General features: G+C 43.1%; 14 protein-coding genes. 6 read left to right on the forward strand and 8 right to left on the reverse strand.

The features are described 5' to 3' along the window. The first annotated feature begins 5 nt into the window (after positions 1-5). Both KHN78_RS17625 and KHN78_RS17630 read left to right on the forward strand, forming a co-directional pair. Positions 6-3,350: a COR domain-containing protein gene (locus tag KHN78_RS17625; protein ID WP_211917688.1), complete on the forward strand. Its 3,345-nt coding sequence runs from the start codon at positions 6-8 to the stop codon at positions 3,348-3,350. Positions 3,351-3,661: 311 nt separating this feature from the next. Then, positions 3,662-4,696: a tyrosine-type recombinase/integrase gene (locus KHN78_RS17630; protein WP_211917690.1), complete on the forward strand. Its 1,035-nt coding sequence runs from the start codon at positions 3,662-3,664 to the stop codon at positions 4,694-4,696. A gap of 123 nt (positions 4,697-4,819) precedes the next feature. On the opposite strand, the gene KHN78_RS17635 is transcribed toward KHN78_RS17630, so the two are convergent. The 5 genes from KHN78_RS17635 to KHN78_RS17655 form a co-directional block, all read right to left on the reverse strand. After that, positions 4,820-5,863: a GMP reductase gene (locus KHN78_RS17635; protein ID WP_211917692.1), complete on the reverse strand. Its 1,044-nt coding sequence runs from the start codon at positions 5,861-5,863 to the stop codon at positions 4,820-4,822. 483 nt (positions 5,864-6,346) lie between these two features. Beyond that, on the reverse strand, positions 6,347-7,870 hold the full coding sequence (locus KHN78_RS17640) for an NAD(P)H-hydrate dehydratase (RefSeq protein ID WP_211917694.1): 1,524 nt from the start codon (positions 7,868-7,870) through the stop codon (positions 6,347-6,349). A 240-nt stretch (positions 7,871-8,110) separates the two neighbouring features. Beyond that, the gene (locus KHN78_RS17645) at positions 8,111-8,554 is read right to left on the reverse strand and encodes a PAS domain-containing protein (RefSeq protein ID WP_211917697.1); all 444 of its coding nucleotides are present in this window, start codon (positions 8,552-8,554) and stop codon (positions 8,111-8,113) included. Further along, positions 8,554-9,558: a response regulator gene (locus tag KHN78_RS17650; protein WP_211917699.1), complete on the reverse strand. Its 1,005-nt coding sequence runs from the start codon at positions 9,556-9,558 to the stop codon at positions 8,554-8,556. The genes KHN78_RS17645 and KHN78_RS17650 overlap by 1 nt, the downstream gene beginning before the upstream one ends. Positions 9,559-9,836: 278 nt before the next feature. Next, entirely contained in the window at positions 9,837-10,745 is a 909-nt protein-coding gene (locus tag KHN78_RS17655; RefSeq protein WP_211917701.1) for an aldo/keto reductase family oxidoreductase, read from the reverse strand. Between the two features lie 95 nt (positions 10,746-10,840). Between KHN78_RS17655 and KHN78_RS17660 the strand changes: the two genes are divergently transcribed. Next, the gene (locus tag KHN78_RS17660; protein ID WP_211917703.1) at positions 10,841-11,248 is read left to right on the forward strand and encodes a helix-turn-helix domain-containing protein; all 408 of its coding nucleotides are present in this window, start codon (positions 10,841-10,843) and stop codon (positions 11,246-11,248) included. Here KHN78_RS17660 and KHN78_RS17665 read toward each other — a convergent pair. Then, positions 11,235-11,873 (reverse strand): hypothetical protein, encoded by a 639-nt coding sequence (locus tag KHN78_RS17665; protein WP_223917789.1) that lies wholly within the window; start codon positions 11,871-11,873, stop codon positions 11,235-11,237. The two genes, KHN78_RS17660 and KHN78_RS17665, sit on opposite strands and share 14 nt — an antisense overlap. A 590-nt stretch (positions 11,874-12,463) precedes the next feature. Here KHN78_RS17665 and clcA point away from each other — a divergent pair. Both clcA and KHN78_RS17675 read left to right on the forward strand, forming a co-directional pair. Next, positions 12,464-13,873, forward strand: coding sequence for a H(+)/Cl(-) exchange transporter ClcA (clcA, locus tag KHN78_RS17670; protein WP_211917707.1), 1,410 nt, complete (start codon positions 12,464-12,466; stop codon positions 13,871-13,873). Between the two features lie 218 nt (positions 13,874-14,091). Next, the gene (locus KHN78_RS17675) at positions 14,092-15,057 is read left to right on the forward strand and encodes a TDT family transporter (RefSeq protein ID WP_211917709.1); all 966 of its coding nucleotides are present in this window, start codon (positions 14,092-14,094) and stop codon (positions 15,055-15,057) included. 190 nt (positions 15,058-15,247) lie between these two features. Here the strand turns inward: KHN78_RS17675 and KHN78_RS17680 are convergent, their stop codons facing one another. Next, on the reverse strand, positions 15,248-16,489 hold the full coding sequence (locus tag KHN78_RS17680) for an NRAMP family divalent metal transporter (RefSeq protein ID WP_128812733.1): 1,242 nt from the start codon (positions 16,487-16,489) through the stop codon (positions 15,248-15,250). A gap of 273 nt (positions 16,490-16,762) precedes the next feature. After that, on the reverse strand, positions 16,763-17,416 hold the full coding sequence (gene folE, locus KHN78_RS17685) for a GTP cyclohydrolase I FolE (RefSeq protein WP_211917711.1): 654 nt from the start codon (positions 17,414-17,416) through the stop codon (positions 16,763-16,765). Positions 17,417-17,705: 289 nt separating this feature from the next. Here folE and moeA point away from each other — a divergent pair, with 289 nt between their 5' ends. Continuing rightward, positions 17,706-18,941 (forward strand): molybdopterin molybdotransferase MoeA, encoded by a 1,236-nt coding sequence (moeA, locus tag KHN78_RS17690; RefSeq protein WP_211917713.1) that lies wholly within the window; start codon positions 17,706-17,708, stop codon positions 18,939-18,941. Positions 18,942-18,948 lie beyond the last annotated feature (7 nt).

Consider the following 18,948-nt stretch of genomic DNA (forward strand, 5'->3'; position numbering starts at 1 on the left):
CCATAATGAGTAAACATAATTCTGTGCCAATCGAGCTCCCTGAAATAGATAAGAAGACAATCGAAGAACTACGAGTTTTTTTATCATATTTGTATGGCAGTGAGTTCAGCATCAATCCAATTGATGTCGATTTAAATGATTTTCATAATCTATCCACTATAGTTGAAACTAATTTTGAACACGAATATTGTATCAAAGTCATAAATGAATGTTTTCTGTCTATCGAGGGACATCAACTAAAGGAAGAACCAATCCCGAATGAGCTCCTTATATGGATTGAAGATCGTGACCTTTCAAGACAATTGGCATATATATCCGGTCAATTTACAGAAATCAACATAATAAGAAACTTTTGTAACTTAGTTAGTTTAAATTTATGTAAAATCCCAAGCATAAAAACGACATTCACCTCGCAACAAAACCCTTTCCCTCTATTAAAAGAGGTAAATTTAGACACTATCACTGATACCCACTTAACAATACTCGGTGATTCTATAAAAAACGTTGAAGCTTTACAGATAGAAAGTGATGATGTTAAATCTATTTCAGCAAAAAATATAAACCTATTTAGTGATATTAAACAACTACAGATATCATCCATTATAATTGATGATATCCATAATTTAACATTACCAGCACTTGAGGTAATATACACTCAACAAATACTCAATCTTAATGACTTGGATGGTTGCAGAAACTTACAATTCTTAGCCGCATCTCTTGACACTTCAAATCCTCAAATAAAAGGCCCTGCGATCACTGAATTATCCACAGGAAAACACTCCTCATCGCCTATTAATTTAAAAAATATAAATACTAGTCAACTAAGAAGTATTTATGTTTCAAATGGAGTCGAACTGGAAATAAATTCTCTAATTCCATCATTAAAACAACTGCATGACAGGAGCAGAACTGACGACTTCAAACTATCCTCGTTAACTTATTTGCCAAACATTAATAGCCTTACTTTAAATAAAACCAATATAATATTAGATATAGAAAGTAATTGGACTCATAATTCACTCCGTAATTTGAGCATTTCTGGAAGTAATCTAGACAACTTATCATTTATTAATAGCTTTCCGAACTTGGAAAGCCTAATCGTACCTGCTAACAAAATTAACAGTATAGAACCAGTACTTTATTTAGCACATCTAAAATACCTAAATATCCAGTATAATAATATAATTGACATCCCGAGAGCACTTGCTGAAAAATTTAAACTCGTAGTAGAAAATCGCCATTTTTCTGAACGAATAGAAAATGTAATACAACTCCGAGGAAACCCTCTAATTTCACCACCAATTGAAATAATTGAACGTGGAGAGGACGCTATTAAACCATATTTCCAATCTATGATTGGGGAAACCGAAGAGTTAAATGAAGCCAAAATCGTTTTTCTCGGTAATGGTGAAGTGGGCAAAACATCACTAATGAAAGCTTTGAATGGCCAGTTGTTTGATGCAGAGGAAAATACAACTCATGGTATAAATATAAACAAATATACTGTGCCTATAAATGATAGGCATTCTGTAGACGCTTCAATCTGGGACTTCGGTGGACAGCAGATTATGCATGCTACACACCAATTGTTTCTTTCAAGGCGATGTGTATATGTTTTAGTTATAAACGATCGTAAGGAAGACCTCCATCAAGAGCAAAAAATAGACTATTGGTTACAACAAGTTCAAACTTTTGGTGGCAATTCAAAAGTCATCATTGTAAGAAACAAATCTGACATGTTTACTTTTAATAACATACCAGAGGGTAAATTAAAGGAAAAATACCCCAACTTAGTAGCTATAGAATCAGTTTCGTGCAAAACAAGAGAAAACATAAAACGAGTACGAGATCTTATAAATCAACAAGTTCGTCATCTTCCAATGCGTAAAGTAAGGCTTGCACAAAACTGGATTACGGTGAAAGACCAAATCAAAGCTCTTTCTCATGAAAGAGATCATCTTCCATTATCGCAGTTTTCTGATATCTGTAACGCCAATGGTGTAACTGATTTTGATGCCCAAATGACCTTAAGAAATCTACTACATGATTTGAGTGTTGTTATTGCATTCGAAGAATTAGATGGATTCGATATGGGCATTTTAAGCCCTCATTGGATCACTGATGGTATATATACGCTTATAAACTCTAAATTCCTTGAGGGAAAGAAAGGATATATAAAACTGGCAGATGTCCAACAGGAGTTAGATAAAGCATTCCCTGGTAAATATGTAAATAAAGCACGATTTATTATCGAATCAATGATCCAATTTGAGTTATGTCACAGAGTTGGAAGCGCTAAAAATGGAACTTATTTAGTGCCGAATTTACTGCCTAAAGAAATCAAGTCCAAGAAAATTCAACAAAAAGGAAACACGATAAATTTTATCTTTAAATATGATAATTTGCTTCCGCCATCAATTATACCAAACTTTCTGGTTAGGATGAGCCATCAAATCTCAGATGATAAAAGGTGGCGCACTGGCGCGATCATGACAGACACAGGACTAGGAGTACAGGCTCTGGTTGAAGAGTATACTGTTGAACGCGAACTAAGAATAACAGTATCAGGTCAACAAGCTCGCGATTACTTCTCAGTTATTCGTCATGAAATTCGAAAACTCAACGAACCAAACACTAAAGCTTTGGGCGTTAGAGAGTTAGTTCCATTAAATGACAATAGGACCGAATTTGTAGACTACGACGAACTTATCGGTCTAGAAGTAATGGGGAAATCCACCTATACTAGTGGCAAGCTAAAAGAAGAGTTTTCGGTTGTTCAACTACTTAGCGGAATTGAATCACGAGAAGAAACCGAGAATTCAGTTGCGAAACAGAAACAGAGTGAGGGTATCAATGTGAGTGTTGAAGTAAAACAAGGCGATATTCGCGTTACAACAGGCGATGTCATAAACAACATAAGTTCCTCTACTAGTTCTGAGCAATCACAGGTAGCAACGCAGTCTCAGCAAGTTGACATCAAGATAGACTTAAAAAGCCTGAAAGGTACAGCAGACTACGTACTCGAAGATTTAAAATCAGACGCCGAAGATGAGATTGTTAATGAACTCGATAGAGATAGATTCATTAAAGAGTGCAATCGTGTGCAAAATGCAATCTCTGAAATTGAGCAGATAGGTGAAAATGAGAAAGATGCTAGTGATAAAACTGGCCACTTCATGAGAGTTCGAGACTTTCTTAATAACGCATTAGACAAAGTCGGTCCTGTAGGAGAAGCTGTAGATTCTCTGGGTGGAAATATAACCAAAATTCGCGATATGGCAAAAAAATATAATACTGTCGCGTCTCATTTTGGACTGCCTGTTGTCCCTGAAATTCTTCTCTTTTAGCATCCAACTACCTCTTATCAAGTACAAATTTTTTAGGGCGGTTTTATGACCGTCCTACTTTTTCGCATCCAAAGATATTTGATAAACTTAACCAACTAGAAATTGTTTTCACTAAGTAATAAATCACAACCTGTACTCCCTATTTATAAAAAATATGGCTTTGTGGTTAGATTCAAAGTCCAGAACTTACCTTTGTAAACTCCTCACATTCCACTTCCTACATAGTTCTTGTTAGACCTGAAAACAAATAAACATTGATAATTCAGAAAAAAGAAATACTGTATGTAAAAACAGTATTGAGTTTGAGACTTATGACCATCAGAAACCTAAAAGACGGCAGCAAGAAACCATGGCTATGCGAGTGCTATCCCAATGGCCGTGATAACAAACGTGTTCGAAAGCGCTTTGCTACTAAAGGCGAAGCAAGTGCTTATGAACTCTTTCTCATGAAAGAAGTGGACGACAACCCCTGGAAAGGCAATAAGCAAGACAATCGACGTTTATCTGATTTAGTTGAGATCTGGTTTGCTCACTATGGCCGAACATTGGTCAACGGCGAAGTCATCATCAAAAAGTTTCACCACATGGTAAAAGCGATGGGCAATCCTGTTGCATCGACGTTTTCTTCTAAAATATATTCCGATTTCCGCAGTAAAAGGATGTCTGGGGAGTTCGTGTTTGTTGATGAAGACCGTTGGAATCGTGGTAAACCAAGTATCTCAACACTCAACTCCGAATTAGCACGCTTTAAGGCGGTGTTTAACAAGCTCAAAGAACTCGGTGAGTGGAAACTGCCTAATCCTTTGGAAGATGTGAAACCCTTTAAAGAATCCGAACGGGAAATGGCTTTCCTTACCAAAGAACAAATCCATGATTTACTGGCGCTTGTTGGGCAGCATGAACGAACAGACATGCTCAAGATTGTGAAGTTGTGTTTGTCCACTGGCGCACGTTGGAATGAGGCAGCTCAATTAAAGGGAACGCAGCTATCCGAATACAAGGTGACATTCACCAACACAAAAACTAAAAAGAATCGCACTGTACCAATCGCTAAGGAACTCTACGAAGAGATCATTAAGCCAACCTCAGGAGCTTTGTTTGAAGAATGCTACACGCCGTTTTGCTACATCCTAAAGAATAAGCTCGGCATCTCCCTACCCTCTGGACAAGCATCTCATGTTCTGCGTCACACGTTTGCTAGCCACTTTATGATGAATGGTGGGAACATTTTAGTTCTACGTGATGTATTAGGACATGCTGATATCTCGATGACAATGCGTTACGCACACTTTGCTCCCGACCACTTATCAGAAGCCATCACTCGCAACCCACTCAACAATTTATAGCCTGTCGCCACGAAATTTTTCAGGGCTCTGCCGCCACTTTGCCGCCACTTAGCGAAATTTAGGCAAAAAAAGAGCCGCTAATAGCGGCTCTCAATTGTTCGAATTTTCCGAAAAGTAATCGACTTACTCTTTACCGAATACGTTGTTCTCTTGCTCTTGTACGCGGATGAACGTTGTGCGCTTCGTTAGCTCTTTAAGCTTTGCTGCGCCTACATATGTACACGTTGAACGTACGCCACCAAGGATGTCTTGGATAGTACCGTGAACGCTGCCACGGTATGGCAATAGTACGGTTTTACCTTCAGCTGCACGGTAGCCAGCAACACCACCAGAGTGCTTGTCCATCGCGCTCTTAGAAGACATGCCGTAGAATTTCATGAACTGTTCGCCATCTTTTTCGATGATTTCGCCGCCTGATTCTTCGTGGCCAGCTAGCATACCACCAAGCATCACGAAATCAGCGCCGCCGCCGAATGCTTTAGCAACATCACCAGCACATGAACAGCCACCATCACCGATGATCATGCCACCTAGACCATGTGCTGCATCACCACATTCGATGATTGCAGAAAGTTGAGGGTAACCCACACCTGTTTTAACGCGCGTTGTACAAACCGAACCAGGGCCGATACCCACTTTAACAATGTCTGCACCTGCTAGAATTAACTCTTCACACATGTCGCCTGTAACAACGTTACCCGCAGAAATCACTTTGTCTGGGAATGCTGCACGTACGCGCTGTACGTATTCTACTAGGTGCTCTGAGTAACCGTTCGCGATATCGATACAGATAAAGATAAACTCATCAGAAATCGCCATGATGTCTTCAGTTTTTTGGAAGTCTGCATCAGACGTACCTGTAGACACCATTACGTTGTTTAGTGTTGTTTTATCCGCAGATTTCGCAAACTCCGCCCAGTCTTCAACTGTGTAGTGTTTGTGAACCGCTGTCATTACACCATGCTCTGCTAATGCTTTCGCCATTGCAAAGCTACCAACCGAATCCATGTTAGCCGCAATTACTGGAACGCCAGACCATTGACGACCACTGTGCTTGAATGTAAAATCGCGGGTTAAATTTACTTGAGAACGACTTTTAAGGGTAGAACGTTTCGGGCGAAACAGTACATCTTTGAAGCCTAACTTAAGTTCTTGTTCGATACGCATTGTGTAATTCCTTGATTCATAAAGTATGTGTCATTTCAGAGTGCGTAGTGGCATCGTTGGCAGACGAGTTCACTGTTCTTCGGACACAAAAAAACCGGAGCGTTGGCAGACGCTCCGGTTTTCAGCATTATAGGCTCCGATTTCTTTCCTACAAGTCTGATATTTGAATTTTTTTTGTGATACCATCTTGTAAAGTGCATATCAAAAATCAGCGCATTTCCTCTTCGATTTAATCTTCACTCTATAATTCAACAAGTTATCAAACCTACCCAGTTAATCCATTGCGCAAACCTTTGCGTCAATATTGTAGTCGAATAGCGTCTTACACCTCATTAATGAGCAAAAAATCAACAAACGCATTAAAAATAGCGATATTTTCATGATAAATCACCAATATAATTTAGTGATGAGCATCACACTCTCACTAACAAAACTAATGAAGCACACGCCAAACGAAAGAAACAAGTCACTATCTCGACATGTTTAGTGCATGGCCTTTCGCAAAGTGGCGACGACATCACTCGCTAATAACCCTTGCTGGCCAAATTCTTGGGTATTAAGATCGGCAGCATGACTGTGGATCACGACTCCTAAACGAGCGGCCAACGCAATCGGGATACCTTTTGCAAGTAATGCCCCTATCACCCCACACAAAACATCCCCCATGCCTCCACTTGCCATTCCTGGGTTCCCTGCCAAGCAAACATACATACGCGATCCATCATAAATCAGCGTACCCGCACCTTTAAGCACAACAACGCCGCCGTAGCGTTCGTGAAGTTGTCTTGTTGCAGCGTATCGATCTCTTTCAATCTCTTTGGTTGTCACTCCCAAAAGACGAGCAGCCTCTCCAGGGTGTGGCGTGATTATGCGTTGCTCATCTTGCACAAAGTCGGTTTTCCCTTGATAGCTCAACGTTGCGAGAATATTGAGCCCATCGGCATCCACAACCTTTGGTTTATACTGCTGAGAAAGTACTTTATAGCTTTTAAATGCCCAATCATCCTCCCCAAAACCCGGACCAAAAATTAACGCATCTGACCATCGAATTCGCCGAGTAAAGACATTATCTGACTGGTACAGTTCTTCGAGATCGAGACGATCACTCATGACTTCAGGGCAAGCGGTTTGCAAAGATAAGAGAGAACTCTTGTGAGTGATGGCAGCCGTCAGCCCTGCACCACATCGAATCGCGGCGGAGGCACACAGGCGAATCGAGCCCGACATCCCCCGGTTCCCACCGACACAAAGTAGCTTGCCATTGTCCCCTTTATGCGCCGTCGCTTTTTGCTTGGGTAACAATCGCTTTATGGTCTGGTGATCGATGCCTAGCGCACTCTCTTGTTCAATCGTTCCGAATTCAACATGTACGCCCAAACCACAAAAGTGAAGCTCCCCGACATAGTCTCTTGCCTGACCAGTACATAGCCCTTGTTTGACACCAATGAATGTGACTGTGTGATCCGCTTGAATTGCATCACCTAGTACTGACCCCGTATTGGCATGGAGGCCAGATGGGATATCAATGGCGATAACCGGACAATGTATCTGATTGATCTGTTCGATGTAACGGCAAATGTCAGAGCGTACCTCGCCATTTAAACCTGTACCAAATATGGCATCGATAATGACATCTGCTTCGAGAAGCGCGGTATGCCAGTCATCCCAACTGCTGATTTGCCCATCTACCGTTTGCCAATCTTTATAAGCGGTTAATGCATCACCAGTGAGCTTTCCTGCATCTCCCAATTGGAACAGTTTTACGTTCAGCTGAGCTTGCTTTGCTAATGTGGCAAATACGTAACCATCACCACCATTGTTCCCCATGCCACATACAACCAGAATGCTACGAGCGCGAGGATACAAGTTGAGAAAACGCTCATAAACGGCCATGCCCGCACGCTGCATAAGGCTGTACATCGAAACGCCCGCCATTTTTGCAGCTGCAGATTCCCCGTTTTTGACTTGTTCTGCAGTGTAAAGTTTGAGAGCGAGATTAAAATCCATTGAGGTGTTCTACATTTGAAAGACATAGAACAAGTATAGAAAATAGCCAAGACAATGCTTGACTATTGTTTAAGAAAGGGGTGATTCTCCCAAGCATTCCAAGTCACTTGGGGGGATTGATGCGATTGGTTTTGTCAAAATTAGCGCTTAAAACACCATCACCTAGACTACGGTATAAATCTACGCTGTAGCATAAACCTAAGCTATGGCTTTAACCATAAGCTATGGTATTAACCCAAGCTACAGCATATTGGCTTGCGACATCAACGCTTCCGACGTGGCATCTTGAATAGACAAAAACAGTGAATTGATTTTTCCTGTCGGTGTTCGCATTGGGTTTAGCGTAACGTTTTGGTACATAAATTCAGCTTGTTGGGTTACCGGACGAACATTTCGGCAACGGAACAAATAAGGGCGCTGGCGCCAAGTGATGAAGCTACGGCAACCGAGATCGTAAACAGGCTTTGTTTTTAACTTAAACCACTCTTGCGGGATCTCTGGGAATATATCAAAGAGCGACCGGCCAATCGCTTCATGAGATTGCAGACCACTGTGGTGCGTCATAAAACCATTCCACACTTGGACGTTGTAATCTTTATCAATCACCACCAGCCCCATGTCAACATTTTGCACCATGTCGACCATCCAGTGAAATTGTTCAAATTCTGCTGGCAGATTCAACATTAGAAATCCTCCATAAGGTATGACAATTTATTATCGAGTAACGGTAAAGACTCATCCACAAACATAAACAGCAGATCACAGCGAATGGACGTACCGTCAATGTTGTAACTCACTTCAAATGTCATAGTTCGGCTAAATGCACCAGTGGTAGAGTCAATAATGGAATCTATCGAGATATGTTGCCCAAGTAAGACGGGGGGACTCTGGAAGAAACGTACTTCAGCCTGTTCCCCTAACCCATTTAAGAATGAACCCACCAAGATATTCGAGATGTCCATCAATAGCTCTAATTCTTCTAACTGCTCACTATCAGCGGGCACTTTCATCAGTTTTTTCAAGTCAGACACGCTAGAGTCACTCAAGATCACTAACGCTTCACCTGCTATACCCTCACCACAGAAACCTTGGCAAACACCCGATACGTTGTCATTCGATGCTAAGTCACGTAATGCCATATGAAGTTCACTCACTTCAAAAATATTGACGTTTGGTAGTGGCAAATGGACAAATACATCGAAGTGTCTAGCGAGTGCGTCAGCCGCTCGGCCAATGGCAATGTTTGCCACTTCCATATAAATATCGCGTCGACGTAATATCGGCAATTCAATGGTGGTTGGAGTGACCATTTGCGGCCGTTGCCCTGGCTCAATGAGCTCTCTTAACGCTGCCTTAAGCTCATCTTGTGCGATAGGTTTTTGAATAAATGCTTTTGCTCCAAGCGCAAATACTCGTTCTTTGGCTTTTGGCTGAATATCCCCTGAAACAACCACAACTGGCGTTTTCAACCCCATGCGTTGCATGTTTTCTAATGTCTCAAAACCATCCATTTCTGGCATAGTGAGATCAAGGAACATCAGCTTAAACTCTTTTTCCACTAACTGTTCAAGCGCATTTTTACCATGAACGGCAAATGTAACGTCGGCATTCAGTGTTGCGGGCAGTGATCTCGCCATCTGCTTACGAGCTAGGGCTGAATCATCACAAATAAGAACAGGAAAAGACATCCAACCACCTTTGTCTAACCATAAGAATTAGTGGCAGTTTAACAGAGTGTTACCGTATATAGCACCAATAAACTGCAGTATTTATTTTTGTTAGGTGCAGCATATGAGATTTGTATGGGTGAGTGAACGAGTTCAGAAGATGGAGGCCTCTATTTGGTCCGATTTAGTGACTCAGAACCATTGTGATTAAAAAGGCATCAAAAAACGAAGCGCCCACGTTATTATATAGTAACTAAAAGGGCGCCTCTGTGGTCTCGGTTATGCGTGTTCCCTACTATCTATGGCACACCATGGCCTTTTGACGCAACCCAAACTCGATACCATTGTTCACGTGTCAGTTCAAAATCTAGTGCTTTAACGGCGGCATGGACGCGCTCTATTTTACCCGAACCAATAATTGGGATTGGCTTCGATGGCAAGCGACGTACCCACGCGTAAATAACTTGGTCAATACTATCGGCACCAATTTCTTCACGAATCGCTTCCAATTCATTGCGAACTCGAACCGCCTGTTCTGTTGCACCTGAGAATATGGAACCCCCACCTAAACAAGACCATGCCATTGGACGAGTTCGTAGCATCTGCATTTGATCAAGCGTACCGTCATGAGCTACGTCGAAGTTCAGTGGATTGATTTCCACTTGGTTGGTCACCAATGGTTTGCCCAATCGCGATTGCAAAAGCTCAAATTGACGCGGTGTAAAGTTAGATACACCAAAGTGCTTCACTTTACCGACTTTATGCAACTCAGCAAATGCTTCAGCAACTTCATCAGCCTCCATCAACACGTCTGGACGGTGGATCAGAAGTACATCAATTTCGCTGACATTTAAACGTTCAAGAGAGTTGTTCACTGATTGGTAAATATGAGCAGCACTCGTATCGTAGTGGTTGATCTTACGTTCTGGGGTCTTGTCACCACATAAGTTAATGTCACACTTGGTGACAATCTGAATTTGTTCACGAACGCTCTTGTCTAATGCTAAAGCTTCGCCAAACAACGTTTCGCATTCATAGTTTCCGTAGATGTCCGCGTGATCAACCGTCGTTATGCCTAACTCAATATGTTGCTTGAGGAACGACAAACGCTCTTGCGCGGTCATGCCCCAGTCAACTGCACGCCAATATCCTTGAACCAGCTCAGAAAATTCTGGGCCATTCGGTGCAGTTACGATTTTTGCAACCATGGGTCTTCTCCTTTTCTTAATCTGCTTTCATCCTAGTCTTGTTTTGAGGCGCTCTCAACGGGTAAACTTTCGCAATTCGAACTGGAGTACGAAATATGTCGTTTGCGGAACGTTTAGCCACATTAATTGGACAAGAAAGCATCAGCGGATTTGCACGTCGTGTTGACGTCTCTGAAGCGTTGATCCGAAAATACTTAAAAGGCAGTGAGCCAAGCTTAACCAAGGCCAACCAAATCGCGATGCGTGCGAATTGCTCATTAGAATGGTTAGCCACAGGTTGCGGGTATCTGTATCGTCAAGCAGAAGTCGTGGATATGGAAGCGTATAAACTCGCTTTTCAACATGTAATGAATAGCTCGATTTCACGAGAAGAAGAGGTCGAACACCGTAAGCTTATTGCTGGTTACCAATACCTAAGAACTCACAAGAAACCAGATGGATTCTTAGATGAGTCCGCTATGGCTACGTTTCTTTCGTTTCACAACGCAACTAAAAACGAATAACGTCCAAATGTATCAGCTCGCCATCGCTCCGAAGTACGACGTTAAGCCTAGGTTTGACTGAATCGAATTCGCTCGCGAGCACCCAGTTAATGGTTCGAGGCTCGTTTTGAGAATACCGATTGATGAACATGATCAGTGCTTTATCAACCATTTCTGGCTCTTTTTCTTTCAGCGATGATATGACATCAAATCGTTCATCTGCGATCTTTACATGGCTGATCACAAATCCATCTTTTCTTAAATTAAGAATGGCATCACTTAAGTTTTGAGCTTGATACGCCATCATAAAAGAGAGTTGTACCTCATGTTCGCGAATACTCATCTCTCCATACCATCTTTGGTGATAATAACTAAACGCATCTAAACAATAGGTATCAACATCTAGCTCCGCATCGCATTCATACCACGCACCATCCTGCTTGAGCGTTTGTTTAACCTGTTCAATCGGCGAATCAGATAGAACCGAAAGCCACCAATTACCTTGGGAAGCCACTGTACTTTGGAAAACCACTGAACTTTCGGAAACCATTGCACCTTGGGAAACGATCGAATCTTGGGCAAAAATCTTATGGGGGAAAAACGACAGCAGAAAGCAAAGAATAAAAGAAAGGTGACAAAAACGCATGATGCAGTTGTTCTTATTGAATGAGATAACATCCTCCATTTACCAAAAGCATCACTCAAACAGAAGAGGAACTCAGGCAAATACAAAGGGGGTTATTAGCTGGTTAATGGGCCCTATTATCTTTATGGTTGGTCAAGAGAGAATCAAGTTTGCCAATCCAATTTGTGATAACGGATCATTTTTGCCAAACATTAAAAAGGCGCACATTGACGTGCGCCTCTGCCTCGTAACTCAATCGTGAGTATGCGAATCGGGATGTCTATAGATGCATCCCAAACAAATAACGAGGAATTTCTGTAGGGTTTGAATCCATCCAAATTGTGTGTAAAACCTCACATCCCTCCTTTGAGCAGTCATGTTGCTTTACACTTAAAGCATGGTTCATTTTGCTCAGAAAACAAGTTCAACTAATAAAAAAATTCGCTATATATGGGATCAATAGCACAATATTTATCAATAAATTTTAAACCGAAGGTCAAACTCTTCAATAGTGGAAAGCTAAATTGCATCTTTATTGATTAGGTCTAGACTCTTCCAAGCGTATACTTTCTTTCGTCCCTTTCATTTTTTATTTACAGGAGAATCTGTTAATGACCAAACGCGAGAGAATTGTGAAATCTGTGTTAGCGCACGTCCCAAAAGATGCGATTAACCAGTTTGTCTCTCGAGGGTCGACGCCAACATCCTTTTCAGTCCTTTTTATGGCAGCGATTGTTGGTACATTAGCAGGTCTCGTGGGCACCTATTTTGAGATTGCTGTACACTTTGTATCCGAAACTCGTACTGAGTGGCTTAAAAGTGAAATCGGTAACGTACTTCCGCTCTGGCTTGCTGCCATTATCATCAGTGCTCTTTTAGCCTTTATTGGCTACTACTTAGTACACCGCTTTGCTCCTGAAGCCTCTGGTTCTGGTATTCCAGAGATTGAAGGTGCGATGGACAACATTCGTCCTGTTCGTTGGTGGCGCGTCATTCCAGTTAAATTCTTCGGCGGCATGGGGGCCCTAGGCTCAGGTATGGTGCTAGGTCGTGAAGGTCCCACCGTACAGATGGGCGGTGCCGTCGGCCGTATGGTGACAGATATCTTCCGCATCAAAGATGATGACACTCGTCACTCACTTTTAGCGTCAGGGGCGGCCGGTGGTTTGGCTGCGGCATTTAATGCTCCATTAGCAGGAATCATGTTTGTGGTTGAGGAAATGCGCCCTCAATTTCGCTATTCATTGATCTCTATCCGTGCCGTTATCATCTCTGCGATCATGGCAAACATTGTCTTTCGGGCCATCAATGGTCAAGCAGCTGTAATCAGCATGCCGCAATACCAATCGCCTGAACTTCAATCTCTATGGCTGTTTTTATTGTTGGGCGCGCTTTTTGGTGTATTTGGCGTGGTATTCAATAAGCTTATTACGGTGGCACAAGATAGCTTTGTTGCCCTGCACAAAAATGACCGAAAACGCTACCTAATGACAGGGGCAACTCTCGGTGGTGTGTTTGGTTTGCTATTGCTTTACGTTCCACAACTCACTGGCGGGGGTATCACTCTCATCCCTGATATCACAAACGGCAATTACTCTGTTTCTATTTTAGTGCTACTGTTTGTAGGCCGCGTCATTACTACCCTACTCTGTTTTGGTTCTGGCGCGCCTGGTGGTATTTTTGCCCCAATGCTCGCTTTGGGTACACTCTTCGGTTATGCCTTTGGCGTCAGCGCGGATACATTATTGCCATCACTGTCTATTGAACCGGGCGTCTTTGCTATTGCTGGTATGGGAGCGCTGTTCGCGGCAACGGTTCGTGCTCCAATTACGGGTATCTTGCTTGTCATTGAGATGACTAACAATTACTACTTAATCCTACCGCTAATTGTGACTAGCCTAGGCGCAGTGATCGTAGCCCAAATGCTCGGTGGACAGCCGATTTACAGCCAGTTGCTGCATCGTACGCTTAAAAACGACAAACTACGCCAGCAAGACCTGCCAGAGAATCAGGCTTCTTAACCGATTTATTGCAGTATGGATTCCAAATTGTCCGTCGCTAAGGGGGCAATTTTGAGTTCGTACTGCTGCCTTGTTGCAGCTATCGACAAAAACACTCTACCAAAATCACAAAATTCCCATCCTCCGATATTTAGTTGTAATAATAAAAGGCCTCAAATAGCTAAACTTGCTAGTATTCGCGCCCTAAATTAGAGTATTTCTTCCAATATGGAGTTGTTTTGAACTGGAGAAGATTAGTTCAGTTTCACAGTATCCCCCCCTCGCAAGCTGCATTGGCACTTGGCATTATAGGGCTTGGTCAAGCATGGGCTTTATATGTGCCAGCGATTGGCGAGCCAGTAAGACCATTCCTTGCCGCATTTGGCGCACTGCTACTTGCTCCTGTACTGATCAAATACGTCACCAACCCACGCCTATTCATGGCCGATATTAAGCATCCTCTAAGCGGGAGTTTGATGGCGCCTATGAGCATGGCGTTACTCGTACTGTGTGATTACCTCGCAGCCGTGACACCACTTATTGCGTACCCACTGTGGTTTATGGCGGTACTGCTTCACTTCACCATGATGGTACTGTTTTTTGGCTTCCAGCTAATGAGCTTCAAGATGTCAAACATAGTACCGAGTTGGTTCTTATATCCCGTTGGTCTTATCAGCTCCTCTCTGGCAGGCTCACAGTTTGGTCACAATGTATTTTCTGAAACCTTAGCGATGATGTGTATCGGGATTTACTTTTTCATGCTGCCGTTGGTGCTGTATCGATTAGTGTTCTTTGGCTCATTACCACGCCGAGCAAGACCGACGTTAGCCATTATGGCCGCACCAGTGAATCTTTCTCTTGCCGCTTACTTAGTTAACTTTAGCGAACCAGATCCTATTCTAACCGGCGCGCTTGCGGGGATCGCTATTACGATGACCTTGCTCATCTACCTGTGCTATTTCCGCTTAATGCGATTGAAGTTTCAACCATCCATTGCAGCGGTGACGTTTCCATCCGTCATCAGTGCTATTGCCATGCATCGGCTGACTGCATTCTTCGCCGAGTCACACCAAAATTGGCATTGGTTACATGATTTTGGTTTTCTCGAATTGAGCATCGCAACCGTTTTGGTGATTTGGGTATCAATTGGTTACTTCAGAATGTACTGGCCCGAAGTAATAAGAGCCCCTTCAAAACAGAGTTAGTCAAATAAGCAAAACGATTAACACAAAACAAAAGAAAACGGCCTTGAACTGTTCACAATTCAAGGCCGTTGTTTCTATTTTCGCTATATCTAGGTGGTTGCTAGATAAACCAAGCACCTTGATATAGCGAGAGTGTCCGTTATTCGTTCTAAGTCTCAGCCTCAAGCCTCAAGCCTCAAGCCTCAAAATATTAACCAATAAACTTCGCCATAAAGTTACTGATGTTCGTCATGCTTGATGCTGCCATTACAATCACGATTGCTGCACCCGTTAGCGTGAGATACATTGGGTGTTTGTAATCACCCACGATGTCTTTTCTTCGAGTAGCCACCAGCACCATGCCTAATACGATTGGCAAGATAATGCTGTTAACAAGGCCAGCAAGCATCAGAAGCAGAATCGGCATATTCATGGTTACGGTACCAAGTGATGTAATGATGATAAAACCAACACACCATGCTTTTTCGTTGCGTGCGACAACAGGGAACAGTGTTTTAATCAGTGAAATGGCCATGTACGAGTTACCGACCACAGAAGTAATCGACGCAACGAATAGCACTAAGCCAAAGATAAAGTAACCTGCATCACCGGCACCTTGACGGAATGCATCTGCCGCAGGGTTAGAAGAATCAAGCGTTGCGCCTGTTGCAATAACACCAAATACCGCCAAGAAAAGTAAGATTCGAATCACGACCGCGATTGAGATACCAGCCCACGCAGCAGTTTTGATTGCTGGTACGTTTTCTTTACCTTGCAGACCAATATCAACTAAGCGCTGTGCACCCGTGTAGTAACCCCCTACCGCACCACCAACGATTGTTAATGTTGGTAGCAACAAGCTGTCAATGTTTGTTGGCATCACTGCCGCAGTCATGGTTTCCCCCATAGGAGGCAAACTCGTCATTGCAACGTAAGCAATCAAGATGATCATGAACAAACCAAGGTAACGCGCCATTTGGTCCATGCGTTTAGATGCGTTATGCACCACAAACAGCAAACAACCGATAACACCTGTGAACAATGCACCCCACGTAGTATCCACGCCGGTTAGAACGTTAAGACCTAACGCTGAACCACTGACGTTACCAAAGTTAAACGCCACCGCGCCAAGCGCAAGCAACGTACCCACCACATAACCAAGACCGGGTGCGACTTTGTTTGCGATATCTTGAATACGCATTCCTGATACACCAACAATGCGCCATAGGTTCATCACAATACCGAAAGTGATAAACATGGAAGCAAATACTGGGAATGCCATGTCAATTTTGTAGATGTTGGTAAAAACCGCAGTTTGGGTTAAAAAGCCCGGACCGACAGAGGTGGTCGCCATCAAGAATGCAACGCTAAGGATAGCTTTCTTTTGCCAGCTGGTTTCTGCTGCTTGGTTAGAAGCGGGAATAGACGTGTTGATGGTAGTTTGTGTGGTCATGCCAAGTCTCAATTTTGTTGTCTCTCTATTAATAGAAAAAAGAAAGACAACTGACCGAGATCAGCTGAACTTGAGGAGTTACATTGTGCAAACAGAAAGGCTTAACACCTCGCAACCGTTTGCTGGGCGCGGATATTAAAGAGATATACTGTGACTGTCAACACGGATTTCGATAAATTATTTTTGTCGTTTCAACTCAAACTTATCTTTATGTTTCAGGTATATACAAAAAAGGATGGTATTTACCATCCTCTTAGAAACTAGTTCAATTACTTAGCGTAAACCGTGAAGAAACTCGGCGCGTGTTGCCGGGTTGGTCTTAAAAATGCCACCAAGTGCTGTAGTGGTAGTTTCGCTCGTCGCGTCCATCACACCGCGAGATTTAACACAGTAGTGAGTGGCATCTATGGTTACTGCCACATCATCTGACTCAAGCAAGGTTTGCAGAGCAACTAGGATTTGCTGCGTCATGCGCTCTTGCACTTGTGGACGCTGTGCAAAGAAACGAACAATACGATTAATCTTCGAAAGGCCAATAATTTTACCGCGTGGAATATAAGCGACCGCCGCTTTACCATCGATGGTAACAAGGTGATGCTCACACGTGCTGGTCACCGTGATGTCTTTCACGCGCACCATTTCGCTCACATTCATCTTGTTCTCGATAACGGTGATTTTAGGGAAGTTCGCGTAATCAAGACCAGAGAAGATTTCATCGACGTACATTTTTGCAATGCGATGGGGCGTTTCTTCTAGGCTATCGTCGGTCAGGTCCAGTTGAAGAAGTCCCAAAATCTCACGCATGTGGTATTCGATCTTTTCTTTCTTCTCTTCTCTGCTGACGTTATTTGGGCACATTGGCGTTTCCAAACCACGTTGCTCTAGCGCTTCTTTTACTAACTTTGCTGACTCGCTAAGACCCGACATTCCACTTCCTCTTTTGTTACTGCTGCTAAACGCTCTTAAATTCACTTCAAATTTTATTCACGCGATTAGCTTTACGTTGCTCAGTTTCGTGTCTAACAATAAGGTGCATAACAGGAGGCTACTGAGCTGATTTTGTTGAGTTCCGCAGGTGATTTACCCCTTTCGGATGGCTGACAAGGATACTCGGATTTTTGAATAATTACACCCATATTTTATTGGTGGGAATTCTTACTCACCCACCTTTTTATGGTAAAGTTGCCACAAAACAAAAGAACACAGGATTTTCTCAATGGGCTGCTGCGACGCACCTGGCTTAATGCCAATTGAAGATGCGATGGATAAAATGCTATCGCGAATCAAACCTATCCAGACTACGCTTTCTCTTCCACTTGCTGACGCACTCGGTTTTGTACTGGCGGAAGACGTTCTGTCTCCAATTCATGTACCGCCATTCGACAATTCGGCAATGGATGGCTACGCCGTTCGCATTCAAGATCTTGAGTCGTCTTCTGTCCTACCTTTAGCGGGTAAATCTTTTGCAGGCCAACCGTTTGATGGTGACTGGCCACAAGGCACATGTGTTCGCATCATGACTGGCGCAAAAATCCCTGAGGGTTGTGATGCCGTCATCATGCAAGAAAACACGGAAGTGACCGATGCAGGCATTCAGTTCAATGAAACTAACGTAAAACCACAGAACAACATTCGCCCAACCGGTGATGACATCAAACAGGGTGACATTGTTCTCGCACAAGGCGCGCGTTTAACCCCTCGTGATATTCCGATGATTGCATCACTGGGAGTGAGTCACGTTGTTGTGGTTCGCAAACCAAAAGTGGCGTTCTTCTCGACTGGCGATGAACTGAAACCGTTAGGTGAAACATTAGAAGATGGCCAAATCTACGACAGCAACCGTTACGGCATTAAGCCACTGATTGAAAACTTCGGTTGTGAAGCCGTCGATCTTGGCATCATCCCTGATTGCCCTGAAACACTAAAAGCAACATTTGAAAAAGCACAAACACTGGCAGATGTTGTCGTGACGTCTGGTGGCGTTAGCGTGGGTGAAGCAGACTATACCAAAGACATTCTTGAAGAACTTGGTGAAATCGGCTTCTGGAAATTGGCGATCAAACCAGGTAAACCTTTTGCTTTCGGTAAACTGAGGACCGCTTGGTTCTGTGGTCTACCAGGTAACCCTGTTTCAGCCGTACTCACCATGTACGTACTGGTTCAGCCGATGCTGGCGAAACTTGCCGGTCATACCGAGTGGAAAGCGCCTGAATCCATTCCCGCTACGACGAAAACTGCGTTTAAAAAAGCACCTGGTCGTACCGACTATCAACGCGGTATCTACACACTTGAAGACGGTAAGTTTGTCGTTGAGACAACGGGCAATCAGAGCTCCGGCGCATTCCGTTCAATGAGCTTGGCAAACTGCTTTGTTGTATTAGAACGTGAACGTGGCCGAGTTGAAGTTGGCGAAACCGTTCAAATTCAGCTGTTCAACTCTACCCTTTATTAGGAATTCA

Source organism: Vibrio sp. B1REV9 (assembly GCF_905175395.2).
Taxonomy (GTDB): Bacteria; Pseudomonadota; Gammaproteobacteria; order Enterobacterales; family Vibrionaceae; genus Vibrio; species Vibrio alfacsensis.